The organism is Brevundimonas sp. (assembly GCF_965279155.1).
Taxonomy (GTDB): domain Bacteria; phylum Pseudomonadota; class Alphaproteobacteria; order Caulobacterales; family Caulobacteraceae; genus Brevundimonas.
This window is the reverse complement of record NZ_OZ257138.1, coordinates 2,520,770-2,534,410: the sequence shown is the minus strand read 5'-3', so window position 1 is coordinate 2,534,410 and position 13,641 is coordinate 2,520,770. Positions and strand designations below refer to the sequence as shown.

Sequence of the window (13,641 nt, the reverse complement as noted above, 5' to 3'; positions counted from 1 at the left end):
ATTTGGGTCGTGGTCATGCAATCAGGCTCCGGTAAAATAGTCCGCGCCGCGGACGTTCTCGTTGGTTTCGGCAATGATGTCGGGGGTCACGAAGTCGGCCGGATCGGTGAACTCCAACCCGCGATTGAGGATGTTGCGAACGTGATCCATGCGCGGCCGGCCGCTGCGAACCGCACGGTCGCAGGCCGCCTCAAGCCGCCGTGCTCCGACACGCCGATGTAACTCTCGAAATGCGCGATAGAGCCCGGCCTTGGCGGCGCCGTAGAAGGGCCGATCCGCCTCGGCCTGGGCGACGGCCTGAACGCCCGCCCCCTGAAGCCGCGACCAGAGTAGGAAGTCTTCCTCAACCTCCGCCCTCCGCGCCAGATGGGTGGGTGGCATGTGGGCGGGATCGGTGGATAGGCCGCCTGGTTGGAACAGCCGCGCGTGGAGCGCCACGGCCCGGCCGTCGTGCCAAATCTCGACAGCGTGCGTGTTGGCGCGCAGGTCGAGCTTTCGGCCGATCAGGGTGTGAGGCGCCGAGTAGCGGCATTGGTCGTGGACGAGATGGTAGTCCGACCCAAGCATCAGGTCTCGCCGCACCTCGTGGAAGGCAAACGCATCCTGACGCAATGGTCGCAACGCCGGGAGATCGAGCGTCTCGTAAAGGCTAAACCGGGTCTCGCCCTTAGCGCGCCGGAGCGGCTTGTGGTTCAGCCGTTCGACCAGCTCGGCGAGCAACCCGTTCATGGCCCCCAATCGTAGTCGTGGTCGATCGTTCAACGCCAGGCGCAGCAGCCGTTGGACTAGCTTGACCCCGATCTCGACCTTGGCCTTGTGCGTTGGGCTGTAGACGGCGGCGGGCTTTGCCAGAGTTCCATGGTGGTCGCAGAAGGCCTCGAACGCCGGATTGATCACCGCTGGACCGGCGCGGCCTTTCGGGCGCGACACCGCCGCCTTAAGATTGTCGGAGACGATGGTTTCCGGCACGCCGCCGAAGAAGCGAAGCGCGCGCTCATTGGCCTCCAGCCAGTCGGCGGTCTTCTGCGAGCGCACGACGCAGGCGAACGTGTAGTCCGACGCCGGCAGCACGGCGACGAACAGTTCGAACACAGCCTCCCCGCCCGTCCCGTCATCGCCCTTTGGACGATAACCGGCGTAGTCGGTCATCATCGCACCGCCGGGATGGTGGCGCTGGATCATGATCGGGTGGCTGACGGCGGCGTGGGCGTGATGTCCGCGACAAAAGGCACGATAGGACATAGCTCTGTCCGTCCCGACCTCGGCCTCATACAGACCATGCAAATCGACGAGGTGATGTCCCGCCTTCACCTTCAGCGCGACGCCGTGCCAGTCGGGCTGAACCTTGTTGGACGCCTGGGTGGATTGGCCGGCGCGGAACAGCCGGACAAGGTCGGCGTCGGTGGATTGGTCCAGCCGTGCCGCATCGAAGTCGTGGTCGAGAATGATTTGACGATAACGCGCCACCGTGGTGGCCGACCGGCCCGTCAGGCGGCCGATCTGATGGTTAGAATGCGCCGTGGTGAGCATGAGGCGCACCAGGGCCCGGATGTCGAACATGAGGGTCTCCCCGAAGGATTAATGAACAGCGAAGGGGGCCAGATCAGGCGCGAAGAGCTGCGCTCGTCGCCGTTGACGGGCGGCAAGTTCCTTGACGGCGATGCGATTTTCGGGGAGATTGAATGGGTCGCGTTCAACGACTTCAATCTTCCGAAAGGGCCTGTGCTTTGCCGAGCGCAGGCCTTTTCCCTTTCCGGCCGGATCGAGGTGTCGGGATCAGGTCGGAGGCATAGACATCTCCACGGTTTGATAGCGATCCGGCCAGATCTCAGCCGGACGGAAGCCGATGGCGTCGCCGATGGCCTGTTCGATCCGACGTGATCGGCCCGACCCGCGACTGACCATGCAGACCGTGGTCGGGGTGACAGCCAGGCTGCGGGCGATGTCGGTCATGGAGAGGCCGCGCTTCTTCAAGGCGGTGCGCACCCATTGATGATTGCGGTCGTCGATCATGGCCTTCCCTGGCAAGCACGTTTGAGATACCGTGCGTCACATGGGAAGATTCCGCAAGCCCCCCGAACGCCTCCAGATCGCAGCCAGATTGCTGGAACTGCGCGAGCATCTGAGACTCAGCCAGGCCGAAATGGCAGAGAGCCTCAACTTGTCGCTGCGCGCCTATCGCAACTACGAGCAGGGCCTGCGCGACCTGCCGGGCCAGATCTATTTCACCATTTTCGAACGGTATGATCTGGATCCGATCTGGCTCTATCGAGGCGAAGGTTTGGGGCCGACCGTGCGTCACAAGGGCATGGAAGCCGACCTTTGGCGGATCGCCGTGGATGCGGTGGAGCAGACGCTGGCACATACCGGCATGAACCTGCCCGGCGCCAAGCGGCGGGCGCTGTATGAGGCCGTGGTCGAACATTTGCGCCAAGGGGGCGAGGCTGACGCCAAGGCGGTCGGGGCATTGGTGAGGTTGGCGGCGTGATGCGGGACGGGCCCGACCAACAAGGACCCTACGATCTGATGGGGTATCGACCGCAGTGGGCGATATCGGTCGTCGCGCGCCTCAGCATCGTCAAGGCGGTTCAGAGTCTACAGGAACGCCAAGGCTTGCGACGCGCCAGAGCCCTCGCGGCGGCCGGCGCCATTCACACGATGCAAGATCAGACCAAAGCGATGCGGTGTTTCTTGATGCTCAGTGGGTGGTCAGTTGCAGTCGCGATCGGCTACGGCTGCATCGCTGAGCCAGTGATCAGCGCCATTTGGGCGCTCAATACGCCACTGCTGATTATGAATGCCGAAAAAGCGTGGCGTTTAAAGTCTAGTGCTGCCGAAATTATAGAGCGACATCAGCACTAAACTAGTCGGGTCGGTCACTTCCCAGCATATAAGCTCAACACCTCGTTGACCCTACGCTTAAGCTCCACCAACCCAAACAGACTTGGCTCTGATGCAAGCGCGGATTCATCTGGGATAAAATAGTTCATGTCCACCGATAAATCTAACATCTTTTCGAGGATTTCTAGATCATGCCCGCTCTTGAAAAAGGCATCAACAGCATCCTGAAAATTCCCAACATCTGATTGAGAAATACTATCCATCGATGACAGCTTAGAAAGCATTTCGACTAGATTCTTAATTTCAATGCTCATTGTAACGGAACCATCCGACCACGCACTACGCCATGGTTCACCATCACTGTTGAAACTCGACCACTGACGGCCCCGACTGCGACTCCCAAATCTCGACCTCCATGCATAGCGCCAACCAAGACATGAACAACTGAGCCGTTCTTTGGATCAAAGTATCTCTGCCCTCTGGCGATAGCAGCATTGACCATACCTCGCGTCACTCCTCGCTGCGCCATTCCTTCTAGCACATGGCCTGCAAGCTGAGGCACAGGGCAAGCATTGTGCACCCACACGCCGCTCTCGCCAACGAAGTAGGTGTGGAAGCCCTCGACCTCGAAGTTGTAGGTAGGTTCGACCCGGTCGGTCTTAAGGACGGAGATCACGACGGCGTGGTCGCCATCCGCGCTGACCAGTTCCGTTCCCGGCGTTAAGTCCTTCGTCTTCAGCCAGGGGCCGGCCGCCGTGCGCCAGGGGTGTTCATCCGTCGTGCCGATCGGCTCGCGCTGCACGCGACCTTGAGCATCGGTCGCCTCGACCGTTGCTTCCCATATCTCGCGCTCGCTGCTGGCGATTGGCGCCACGACAGATCTTAAGATTCAGATCACCCGTCGCGTCGACACGCACTTGAAACGCGACTGCTGGAAAGGTCCCCTTACCGATTTTGCCTATCAAGGCTTATTTTGGCCAGCTCAAATTCACGCGTAATACGCTCTCTTTGATCATGTCCATATTTCTGATCTTTATTTCTAATATCAACATCATCTAGAAATTGATAAAACAATCCGTTTAATTTTATTTCATTGCGATCTATTTCTGCAATAGCTTTGTCGGCTAATGCTTGAATACTTTTCCAGTCTGGATTTGGCTTAGATTCTTCTCTTAACATATCAAGAATTATTAACTTGATTGAATTTTCCATAATTACCATCCAGGGAAGTGGAAGTTAAAGTCTTTACCGCCTAATCGTCCTTGAACATTTAAGTGAGTTATAGGTTTTTTTGCATCGATACGGAAAATCAATCGGTTAGTTCCAAACCGCATTTGCCCCATCCGCCCCACGCCATAGCGCGTGTAGCCGGCAGCAGGCCCTTCAAATGCAACAATACCCTGGCGAGCAGCTACGGCGGCGTCCCACAACCCGCTTCCGCTAGCAAAAGCACCAGCTTCTATAGCTGCGGGAGCGGCAAATACCGCCATGATGATCCAGACTGGAGCCTGATTGGCTTCCAACGCGGCGAGCCGACGCTCTTGGTAAGGCTGGAACTGAGGGTCGTTGAAGACCGGCCCTCGGTCGAACTCTTCCCCGCCGCCGGGCAGTCCGCTGTAGAGACCGCCTCGACCGAAGGCGCTCGGGCCGCCAAGCCCCCATGAGGAGACATCACCCGCCGTGAGGCGATCCCTGAGAGGGGATCTTTCGCAAACCTCCGCAGGGACGGAAGTCCATCCCCCTGTGCTTCCGTCGTTGTATTCGGGATTGGAGACGCAGATGATGCTGAAGGACGCCAACCCCATTGGATCGGTGAAGTTCACCGGATCGCCGCCGACATATCCATACAGGTTCGCCCCCGCCTGATACCCGATGGGATCGGTCTGCATGAACCGCCCGAGCGTGGGGGCGTAGGCCCTGGTGCGGTAGTGATAGAGTTGCGCCTGCGGCATCCACATCTGGCCGGTGTACTGGAACCGGCCGCCGTTGCCCGAGCCCGGCTGGCCGTATTCGTCGTAGGTGTTGGTCGTGAGCGCATTAGCCGCGCCGTCGGTGATCGAAACCACTGAGCGTCGCTCGTCCTGGATCAACCAGCGGCGATCATAGCCTGCCCCCTCGTAGGCCGTGACCACATCATCCAGACCCAGCCCTGGCACATAGCGCCGCATTAGACTGCCCGAACCGTTATATTCAGCGATCGCCTGCTGGCCATCATAGAAGAACATGACGTCTTCAGCCGAACCGATGCTGCGCGACATACGGTCAAGCGGATCATAAAACAGCGCTGCGCCGTTGGCCGATGTCAGCTGACTGACTTGGTTGTAGCCGTAGGATCCAACGCCAGGGACCGACGTGATGTTCTGACGACCGTCGTAACTTACGCCTGCGCCATTGACGCTGGTGACGTGGTTTTTGCCGTTGTTGGCATAGGCCGTATTCCCTGTTCCCGGCGTATAGGTATAGGCCGGGTTCGACATGGTCCGGGTGAGGATCTGGCCGGCCGGATTGTAGGTGAAGCCCAGCGTCAGATCATTCGACGTGCCCGCCAAGTTATGGCTCAGACTGGTCAGGCGGCTCGCGCCGTCATAGCCCCAGGTCGTTACCGCGCCGTTTGCGCTGCCCTGCCAGATTTTGCGCCCGAGATTGTCGTAGGACCAGTTGGCCAGCTGCCAGTTCGTTGCGCCATTCTCGCGGATCGACGTCAAGTCGTTGGCGAGGTTGTAGTCGTAGGCGACCCAGAAACCGTCCGGCCACTGGATCGAGGTCCGTCGACTCGCCAGATCATAACCGTAGTTTGCTGTACCCAAGACCGACCCTTGGCTCACCACTCTAGACAGCGCGTCGTAGCCTGTCGTCCATGTTCCACCACCATGCGCGCTCGCGCTGACCATACGGCTCAGATTATCGTAGTTGTAGAGGCCGCCAATAGAAGCGACCGCCCCAGTCACGGCGGTAGGGCGTCCGAGCGCGTCGAACTGGGTGTTGACGACCTCTCCCGCCCGGTTGCGGAAGCTAGTGGCGTTGGAGTTGGCGTCGTACCCGTACTCTTCATAGTCCGTCGTCGACGACCCGCCGCCCGAAGCGTTGGGGTAGCGCATTTGCAACAGTCGGTCGAAGCCGTCGTAGACCATGGTCGAGACATTGCCCGCCCCGTCCGTCAGCGTCTGCGGCAGGCCGTTCGCCGTGTAGGTCGCGCTTTCCGTGATCGCCGAACCGGCGCCGAACCCGCTGGTCGTCGAGATGAGTTGATCGGCGACGTCATAACCATATCGGATGGTCCGGTCCGGCCCGTAGGCGCCTTGCGCACCCAGTTCACAGGCCGATCCCGGCAGGCTGCTGAACGCCGCGGGATTCATCCGCGTCGCCACACAGTCAGATCGGCTGGCGGCGTCGTAACTGGTCTGCACCAGGCTGAAGGTCGTACCCCCCGCTTCGAACCGCTCGTGCGTCGGACGGCCGTAGGCGTCTCGCGTGACGGACACCTGCTGCAGGCTGGAGAAGGCGGTCCAGTCGGGATCGGTCAGGCCGTTGACCGTGCCTTGTTCGATCAGACTTGCACGACCGGCGGCGTCATAGCTGTAACGGACCGCACGCCGGAGCAAAGGCCCGCCTCCGTCCGGGTCAGGACCGATGACGCCGACGGGCTGGCGCTGGACGTCATAGCGATAGGTGGTCGTATCCTCCGCTCCCGTCAGTGGGCCGTCCACCGACCGCGTGTCGCCGCTCGCAGCATAGGTGAGCGTCGTTACTGTCATGGACGGGTCCGCGCCCGAGCCTTCGGCGACAGACATCGGCAGCAGATTGTTGGCGACACCGCCGACGCCGTAACTGAGTGTCGTACGCACCTCGTCCGCAGTATCCACGCAAGCCGCCGCCGTCCCGGTCGCGCAGGCCGAGATCGAGACTGGCAGCACGATTGGGCTGGGAGCTGCAACGACGTTTCCGGCACCGTTCTTGTACCAGGCCGTCTGCGCCGCATAGGCGATCCGCGTTTGCGGTCGCGCAGCGCCGGTCGTCGGCGCGGGCGGCGTCACCGACAGCACACCACCATGGGCCGGGTCATAGGTGTAGTCGGTCACACTGCCGAGTGCATCCGTCGTGGTCAGCGGCTGATTGCAAGTCCGGACATTGGCGCAGGTTGCGTCATAGGTCGCAGAGATCGTGAGATCCGGTTGGTTGGATCCGTCTTTCGCGACCGCCTTGGTCTGTAGAACATTGCCACGACCGTCATAGGCGTATTCGACGAAGTTGCCCTCGGGCGCCGTAGATCGCTTGAGCCGGCCTTGAGCGTCGTATGTGAACTCCGTGCGTTGGTTCAGAGCGTTCTGAGCGATCAGCAACCGGCCATTGGCGATGGTGGTGCGTGCATAGGACGATTGATTGAGAGGGTCGGTGACCTGCGTCACGCGCTCACCGCCCATATCGGTGTAGCCGTAGGTCCAAGTCGATCCCGCCATCGTGACCGACTGAACCCGATAGCCGCCTGCGAATGCGACATTGTCGGCGGCGCTGCCTGGCAACCGAACGCCGATCAGGATCGACGGTGCGTTGGCGTCATAGCGATAGGTCGTCGTGCGACCGAGAGAGTCCGTCACCGTCCGTGTCGAGAGATAGCCCGCTTGAGACAGTGTCTCGGCATAGGTCGCGCTGGGCCAAGCCTGGGTGAAGTTGCAGTGGAAGGCGAGCGCGTCGCAGGCGTCGACCGCCATGTTGAAGCCGGTGGCCTTGGTAATCTTCAACCAGGCATCCAGACCCGAGGAGTCCTCCGCCTCGTCAGCTGCGTATTCGAACTTCAGTGCATAGCCGTGATTGTTGGTCACCCCCTGAAGACGCTGCTGGTTGGTCACCGTCCAAGGCCCTTCGGGGTCTTCGAGGGGCGGGTCCTGAACCTGGATGAAATTGTAATGGTACTGAGTCGATTGCCCCGACGGCTGCGTCACCGAGCGCAGGACGCCGACCACGTTCCATTCGGGGCCGAAGGTATAGGCGGGAGGGGCCGTGAAGCGATAAACCGTCCCCGCACGATCAGTATAGTCGAGGTAGATGCCGCCATTGGCGCGCGCCAGCGTCTGACCATTGGCCTCCACGGGGCTGTAGGTCAGGCCCGAGCGGTTGAACCGAACCGAGGCGCCCCCGATGTTGACTGCGACGGCCGTTCCATACTCGGTGATCGTGGCGCGCGCATTGTCTTCCCAGCCCGACAGCGGCACCCAGTTCGTCTGGTAGGTCAGTCCGGCCGTTCCCGCCGGGCCGATCGCGACATCGGTGGACCAAACGACGGGCCGTCCCGTGGCGAGGTCGATGCCGCGGGCATCCAGACTGTAACGGCTAGGAGGCGGCGGCTCGGCGATCTGGCTCAGCGCAGGGGTGGCGATCAGAGCGCTGCTGACCAGCAGGGCGGCTTTGAGGGTGACGTGCATCAGCGATCACCACGCAAAGGCGTGGAGCGTTCGGAGGTGTCGGAAGTTTCGGCGCGCTGGCTGCTGACGTCGTCTTCGCCGGAGACGGTTTGTGCCGCTGAACCAGTGGCGGGTGCGGCTTCGCGGGTCCGGGATGGTTGGAGCGCAGAGCGAGCCGATGCGGAGGTGGTGTTTCTCTGAACGCGATTGTCAGCGCCGTCGAACTGATAGGCAGTGCTTTGATTGGCGCCACCAGTAGATCGTCCCACCTCGATCAGTCGGCCATGAACGTCGTAGCCATAGGTTTGCGTTTCCTGAGCGGCTGCTCCGCTCGCAGCCACGGTCGCCACGGCGACTACCCCCAAACAAACCGATAGTCGCATGACCTTCCCCTCCACTCAGTAGAACAGCGTTCGGAGATCGGCGCGCGCACGTCAAGGGTGATTTAACATCAATGTAGGAGTGCGATGCCCAACGTATCTGCGACGGCGTCCTTGGCTGACAAGCTAAAGGAAACATCGAGTCTGCGTCATGATCGGGCGACGGCGCTCGATTTGGATAGCTCTGTCGCCCGATCACCGGCAATGGCTAGAAAGCCAGTCTCCAGTGTGATGGCCGAAGACATCCAGTTCTCTTGGCTGAAGACATCCAGTTCAATGGCGCTGTGCAGGTGGAGCTCTCTGCTCGTTTGGCGAATGCCCAAGACAATGAACCGGCGGATGGGATCCAGAGCTTATCGAGCATGGTTTCCATAGCCTGGTATTTTGGATGCTCCCAATATGCAGATGCGCGTCACCGCGGAAATATGGGTCGGTTGTCCGCCAGTGTGCATGAGGCGGTAGAGGTGCTTTCGAGCGGCGCCCCATTCATCACGAACTGGTCACAGAGTTTCGAGCAATGGGCACATCGTCGCTTTCAGGCTCAGAAGGGCCGCATCGGACTTCATCGTGATTTTGGGCAAGAGCTGACACGGCTGAAATATGCTTTTGCGGATCAGCACCCATTCGTAATTGAAGATGTGAGAAGCTACTTCTCGCTACATTGGCAAGGATACCTTCTTCGTCGACAGAGCTATTTCTGCACAGGACCGAAAGTCGTTCGGTTTGTCGCTGCATCAGACGCGGCCAGAACTCTTGGTGTTCGAACACTAAAAATCTGGGATTTTGTAGAGTCTGGGCGGCTTATCGCTGATCAAAGATCCTCTGGCACTCGGATATACCGCGTCATTCGTGCTGAGGGCGTCGAAGCTCTTCGACGCCATTTTGCATCGCTACTAAATCCATCCGAAGCCGCTCGTGCCCTAGGGTTATCCCTGTGTCGATTTCGCCAATTGGAGCGGGCGGGCTTCGTTTCGCCGGCTGAGATGATCAGCCAAACAAAGCGCTTCAGTCCCAAAGCACTTCGTCAGTTTTGTTCCGAGCTCGCAGGTCCCCCCCGATCAAATGCGGCGGGTCATATTCAAATCACTGAAGTTCGGCGGCACCGTTTTGCCAACTTGGTCGCCGACATTGGGGCAGGTCGCTTAGGGGCATGGTTCGGCCCATCCGGGCTGGAGTCTTTTGCCAATTTATTCGTGGACCTCGAAGAAGTTGAAACACTTCGCGGACCAAGCGGCCTCGGGCGCAGTGAAATGGTGTCGGCCAAACAGGCGACACAGCGCCTTCGCGTAGGTCATCGGACTTTGACGGCGCTGATACTGCAACAGCAAACTTGCGCAAACTGGGGTCACAATAGACGCCTCATCGCTGTTTCGAGAAACTCGGTGGATCGCTGGGCACAAGAGTTGGTCACGTCTGCGGATCTCGCGCGCCCCATAGGCGTCGGCCCTGCTTCGATCACGAAACGTCTGAAACAGCTGGGTATTGAGCCCATTTTGAATGCCGATCCTCAGGCGAAGATTGCAGCGCTTTGGTCACGAAACTCGGTCGAAGGGATAAGCTTCGAAACGCAATGGGTCACGGCGTCGGGGACGGTATGCGTCAAACCCAAGCGAAGCAGTATGAAAAAGCTCAAGCTCCGAGATGGACGAACAGTGCCGAAAGGCAATATTTCCCTGACTGAGCTTAAGAGCCTGACCAACATCGACAGTGAGACCCTTCGGCACCTCACCCTGAACGGCTATCTGCAAGCTAAAGCATTCACCACGGCGGGTCATCTGCGGGGAGTTTTGCGAACATCCGCGCAGGCATTTCGGAGAACATACGTCTCCAGCACTGAGATCGCCGCCACGCATGGACTGAACACCATTGCGGTTACGCGACGCCTGCGCGCAAGCGGTCTGCGACCGATCTTAGAACTAGAAAATAATGTCCGCGTGCAATCCTGCTGGCGCAGGGCTGATATCTCAGATTTGGACTTCAGCTCGCAGTATTTGATGCCCTGTGGCCGGCCCTCAACCCCCTCAAGCATAGACGGAGCAACTCTACTGCCCTCGCGCCCTACAGGCAGTCCGCGCCTCGTTGAAGGGTCGATTTACGTCCATGTCGCGGCAGGCATTTTGGGCACGAACTCTTCCGGCATCCGTGCGGCAGTCGATGCGGGACACATCAGCTCACTGAGTCGGTCAACCACTGACAAGGTGCTGACTGTCGTTGAGGCCGACGTGTTGGAATTTGCAGGGCGTTACGCATTCACACCTAAGCTGGCTTCCGAGCTTGGCCTTTCGGTCAGAAGCGTATCACGCAACCTCGCCCGTCTAGGGATTAGTCCAGTCTGGCCGGGCATACGGCCGGTGCATGCGCTCTGGGACCGTCAGTCTTTCGACATTGGTGACCTTCTCGGGCGTTGGACCACGACGGAGGGCGTTCTGTCTGAGCAAAGCTCATTGTTTAATCTTTGCGAGAACCCGTAACCGCTTAGCAACTCAGAATTTCTGATCGACCAAACAGCCTTCTCTTGAATTTGAACGGCGATCTGCGGCGAACCCTATAGCGGACGCTCAGTCGAGCGAGACGCATCAGGTCACAACAGCGCCAAGACCGCACATTGGTGTGTTTCCAGACATCGGTCGTTGCTTGTTAGCAACTCGACGCCAGTCGGACGCACAAGCCGTTCGCAAAAACTATAACCTCGCTCTGATCTTGGCGGCGCAATCACTGAAGCTTATTGGCTCAGTCCCCTTTTAGGAATTCCACCGGAAAGCTGTAGCGTTCAGAATTGAGCTCGACCATGACCCAGCCGCTTGCATCTACACTGCTCGAAAGAGTGCTGGCAGCAGGGATGGACCCTACGACACGATTATCGGCGTCGAAGTGAAGAAGACGCTGCTCCCTGTCTCCAAAGATGATGACGTCAGCGCTACCGTCTTGTCGGCGTATGACACCCGAGCGGCATTGGGTCGTGGTCGAATCGCCGAGCCCAGAGCAACGAATGTCGGCAACGGCGTTGAAGGTGGTCCCCGCAACGTAGGCGTCTTGTTGCGGGGACAACTGCGAGGTTTCAGAGCCAACAGCAGCGTTGGTTGTGCTTGCTGAAGGCGACGATGGGCTACATGCCGCTATGGCAACGCAAGAGAAAACTGCGTTCATTGCGCTGAGCTTCATTCCAAACGCCTTATTTCAATGATCGCGATCGACTTATAAGGGCTAATCGACCGCGGTCTTTGCGGCGAGCGGCGGCGTCAATGCAGCGCGTCTGACGGATCATTGGGCGCGTTTTGGCGATCACCTAGCGGGTTCCAGCCACAACACTTCCCCCGATCCGCTGACGCGGCAAGAATAGCGCGTCCAGCCTGCAGATATGGTCAGTTCATACTGGTTCGGGCCAAGTTCTCGCATGCCGGTTGCCACACTTGAGCCGGATGGCCGATCCGCCTGTCGGTCGGCCCGCTGGGTGCAGGCGTCCTGCGCCGCTGCGGGCACGCCCCGCATCCAGCCGCTGCTGGCGTGGCGACGGTTGGAGCCCTCACGTTCGCCTGCGAGGTAGCCCTCATGATAGCCTTCGCTTTCGTGGCGATCGTCATAGCTGGAACCGTAGAGCGCGGCTTGATAACCGCGCTGGTACTCACGGTCGTGATTGTCGTCGGCGTCGTTGTGATGGCTGTTGTGCGCAGCCAGAGCAGCGGCGAGGCCGACGAGGGCTACACCGGCGACGATCGCCCCTGTGTTGGACGATGACGACCGCCCGCCACACTCATCACGTCCGGCCTGGTTGATGGATTCGTAGCGGCCGTCACGGGTCATGATCGACACGCACTCGTCGCCCCGGCGCCAGTAGCTCAAACGCCCGTCGCCCACGACCTCGCTGCGATCGGTGGCTTGATAACCGCGCCGCTGAAGCTCGGCCTCGGACTGGCCTGCGCGTGCGCCGACCAGATCGTTCAATCGCGATGGCGTCTGGGCGAGAACAGGAGTCGCCGCGAGGCTGAAAACCAGTGCGGCCTTGATCAGGTGGGACATCGTAGCTGCTCCATTCAGCGCTGTCGTCGAACCCAGTCGCTGCCGCAAATGCAATCAATCGGTGACTAAGACTGGCATGGAAAACCGCGTTGCACGAGCCCCGGTTCCCGTTCCAGGCAAGATTAAGGCTGAATTTGGCCTAGGACGCGTGTTCCACCTATTCCGAACTGAGCGTGTCGATGGCCGCGCTCGTACTCAGATATATCCGACCGGGATGACGACCAGGAGCATATAGACCAGCGCCCGCAAGGTCGCCCAGACGGCGATAAGAGCGGCCTTGGGTCTGGGGATATTGAGCTTGGCGGAGAACCAGGCGGACTGAACGACCAAAAACCACAGCACACCGCCGCAGATGATGGTCGCGCCGATGGCGTTATTGAGTTCGGGACGGCGCAGGAAGACATCGCCGGCCGCGACGAAGGCGGCGCAGAAGGCGGCCAGGTAGCACTGCGCATAAAAGGGCGCTCTCAGTGTCTGGCGACTGAGCTTCTTGCCCTGTCGCCGGACGACGCTGGACGCCGCAATCAGCGGGATCAGGCTGAACAGCAGGGTGCGGAACAGGGTCAGGTTCTGCTGTGTCGCGGTGATCGTCTTCAGCATCGACGTCGTGGCGTCCGGGGGCGCGATGTGCACCGCTGTGGAGATCAGGTTGGACAGCAGAATCGTCACCATCAACAACAGCGGCGGGCTCAACGAGTCGTCGTAACGATGCTCGTTGTCGTCGCTCTGCTCACGATCGGAATATTCCATCGCCTTCAGCGGATGCAGCATGATGCGGCCGAGCGTCAGCGGATAGAAGATCAGCCAACTGGCCGCTTCGAAGATAAAATCCTCGAAGCTCTTCAGGAGCTTCATGAAATCCATGATCGCCTCGCGGGTCGCCGTTGGCTGGCCTTGAGCTGGAACAGTCGCAGAGGCGGAGCGCGGGCACAATCCAGAGATCACGACGCCGACAGCCGCCGCCGCGCTGTCTCACGCGATTGACGCAAATCCGAAGATGGGGG

General features: G+C 59.9%; 12 protein-coding genes. 3 read left to right on the top strand and 9 right to left on the bottom strand.

The features are described 5' to 3' along the window. Positions 1-21: 21 nt before the first annotated feature. Both istA and ACQY72_RS12100 read right to left on the bottom strand, forming a co-directional pair. Complete coding sequence (istA, locus tag ACQY72_RS12105) at positions 22-1,560, bottom strand: IS21 family transposase (protein WP_428153837.1); 1,539 nt, start codon at positions 1,558-1,560, stop codon at positions 22-24. A 216-nt stretch (positions 1,561-1,776) separates the two neighbouring features. Next, a complete protein-coding gene (locus ACQY72_RS12100) occupies positions 1,777-2,013 on the bottom strand; it encodes a helix-turn-helix domain-containing protein (protein ID WP_428153836.1) in 237 nt (78 codons plus the stop codon). A gap of 40 nt (positions 2,014-2,053) precedes the next feature. Here ACQY72_RS12100 and ACQY72_RS12095 point away from each other — a divergent pair, with 40 nt between their 5' ends. Continuing rightward, complete coding sequence (locus tag ACQY72_RS12095; protein WP_428153835.1) at positions 2,054-2,488, top strand: helix-turn-helix domain-containing protein; 435 nt, start codon at positions 2,054-2,056, stop codon at positions 2,486-2,488. 38 nt (positions 2,489-2,526) lie between these two features. Continuing rightward, positions 2,527-2,862, top strand: coding sequence for a hypothetical protein (locus ACQY72_RS12090; protein ID WP_428153834.1), 336 nt, complete (start codon positions 2,527-2,529; stop codon positions 2,860-2,862). A 14-nt stretch (positions 2,863-2,876) separates the two neighbouring features. On the opposite strand, the gene ACQY72_RS12085 is transcribed toward ACQY72_RS12090, so the two are convergent. The 5 genes from ACQY72_RS12085 to ACQY72_RS12065 form a co-directional block, all read right to left on the bottom strand. Beyond that, positions 2,877-3,155, bottom strand: coding sequence for a hypothetical protein (locus ACQY72_RS12085; protein ID WP_428153833.1), 279 nt, complete (start codon positions 3,153-3,155; stop codon positions 2,877-2,879). Next, the gene (locus ACQY72_RS12080) at positions 3,152-3,715 is read right to left on the bottom strand and encodes a polymorphic toxin-type HINT domain-containing protein (protein ID WP_428153831.1); all 564 of its coding nucleotides are present in this window, start codon (positions 3,713-3,715) and stop codon (positions 3,152-3,154) included. The genes ACQY72_RS12085 and ACQY72_RS12080 overlap by 4 nt, the downstream gene beginning before the upstream one ends. 71 nt (positions 3,716-3,786) lie before the next feature. Then, positions 3,787-4,053 carry a hypothetical protein gene (locus ACQY72_RS12075; protein WP_428153830.1) on the bottom strand — a complete coding sequence of 89 codons (267 nt, stop codon included), beginning with the start codon at positions 4,051-4,053 and terminating at the stop codon, positions 3,787-3,789. Positions 4,054-4,055: 2 nt separating this feature from the next. Then, on the bottom strand, positions 4,056-8,261 hold the full coding sequence (locus tag ACQY72_RS12070) for an RHS repeat domain-containing protein (protein WP_428153828.1): 4,206 nt from the start codon (positions 8,259-8,261) through the stop codon (positions 4,056-4,058). Next, a complete protein-coding gene (locus ACQY72_RS12065) occupies positions 8,261-8,623 on the bottom strand; it encodes a hypothetical protein (protein WP_428153826.1) in 363 nt (120 codons plus the stop codon). Before ACQY72_RS12065 ends, ACQY72_RS12070 begins: the two co-directional genes overlap by 1 nt. A 251-nt stretch (positions 8,624-8,874) precedes the next feature. On the opposite strand from ACQY72_RS12065, the gene ACQY72_RS12060 reads away from it, so the two are divergent. Next, on the top strand, positions 8,875-11,091 hold the full coding sequence (locus tag ACQY72_RS12060) for a hypothetical protein (RefSeq protein ID WP_428153825.1): 2,217 nt from the start codon (positions 8,875-8,877) through the stop codon (positions 11,089-11,091). Between the two features lie 811 nt (positions 11,092-11,902). Here the strand turns inward: ACQY72_RS12060 and ACQY72_RS12055 are convergent. Continuing rightward, positions 11,903-12,637, bottom strand: a complete 735-nt coding sequence (locus ACQY72_RS12055; protein WP_428153823.1) for a hypothetical protein — start codon at positions 12,635-12,637, stop codon at positions 11,903-11,905. 195 nt (positions 12,638-12,832) lie between these two features. Next, complete coding sequence (locus tag ACQY72_RS12050; RefSeq protein WP_428153821.1) at positions 12,833-13,492, bottom strand: hypothetical protein; 660 nt, start codon at positions 13,490-13,492, stop codon at positions 12,833-12,835. Between the last annotated feature and the right edge of the window lie 149 nt (positions 13,493-13,641).

Excerpts from the sequence above, each read along its gene's own strand:
- istA (WP_428153837.1), bottom strand. The coding sequence starts at position 1,560 with ATGTTCGACATCCGGGCCCTGGTGCGCCTCATGCTCACCACGGCGCAT.
- ACQY72_RS12100 (WP_428153836.1), bottom strand. The coding sequence starts at position 2,013 with ATGATCGACGACCGCAATCATCAATGGGTGCGCACCGCCTTGAAGAAG.
- ACQY72_RS12095 (WP_428153835.1), top strand. The coding sequence starts at position 2,054 with ATGGGAAGATTCCGCAAGCCCCCCGAACGCCTCCAGATCGCAGCCAGA.
- ACQY72_RS12090 (WP_428153834.1), top strand. The coding sequence starts at position 2,527 with ATGGGGTATCGACCGCAGTGGGCGATATCGGTCGTCGCGCGCCTCAGC.
- ACQY72_RS12085 (WP_428153833.1), bottom strand. The coding sequence starts at position 3,155 with ATGAGCATTGAAATTAAGAATCTAGTCGAAATGCTTTCTAAGCTGTCA.
- ACQY72_RS12075 (WP_428153830.1), bottom strand. The coding sequence starts at position 4,053 with ATGGAAAATTCAATCAAGTTAATAATTCTTGATATGTTAAGAGAAGAA.
- ACQY72_RS12070 (WP_428153828.1), bottom strand. The coding sequence starts at position 8,261 with ATGCACGTCACCCTCAAAGCCGCCCTGCTGGTCAGCAGCGCTCTGATC.
- ACQY72_RS12065 (WP_428153826.1), bottom strand. The coding sequence starts at position 8,623 with ATGCGACTATCGGTTTGTTTGGGGGTAGTCGCCGTGGCGACCGTGGCT.
- ACQY72_RS12055 (WP_428153823.1), bottom strand. The coding sequence starts at position 12,637 with ATGTCCCACCTGATCAAGGCCGCACTGGTTTTCAGCCTCGCGGCGACT.
- ACQY72_RS12050 (WP_428153821.1), bottom strand. The coding sequence starts at position 13,492 with ATGAAGCTCCTGAAGAGCTTCGAGGATTTTATCTTCGAAGCGGCCAGT.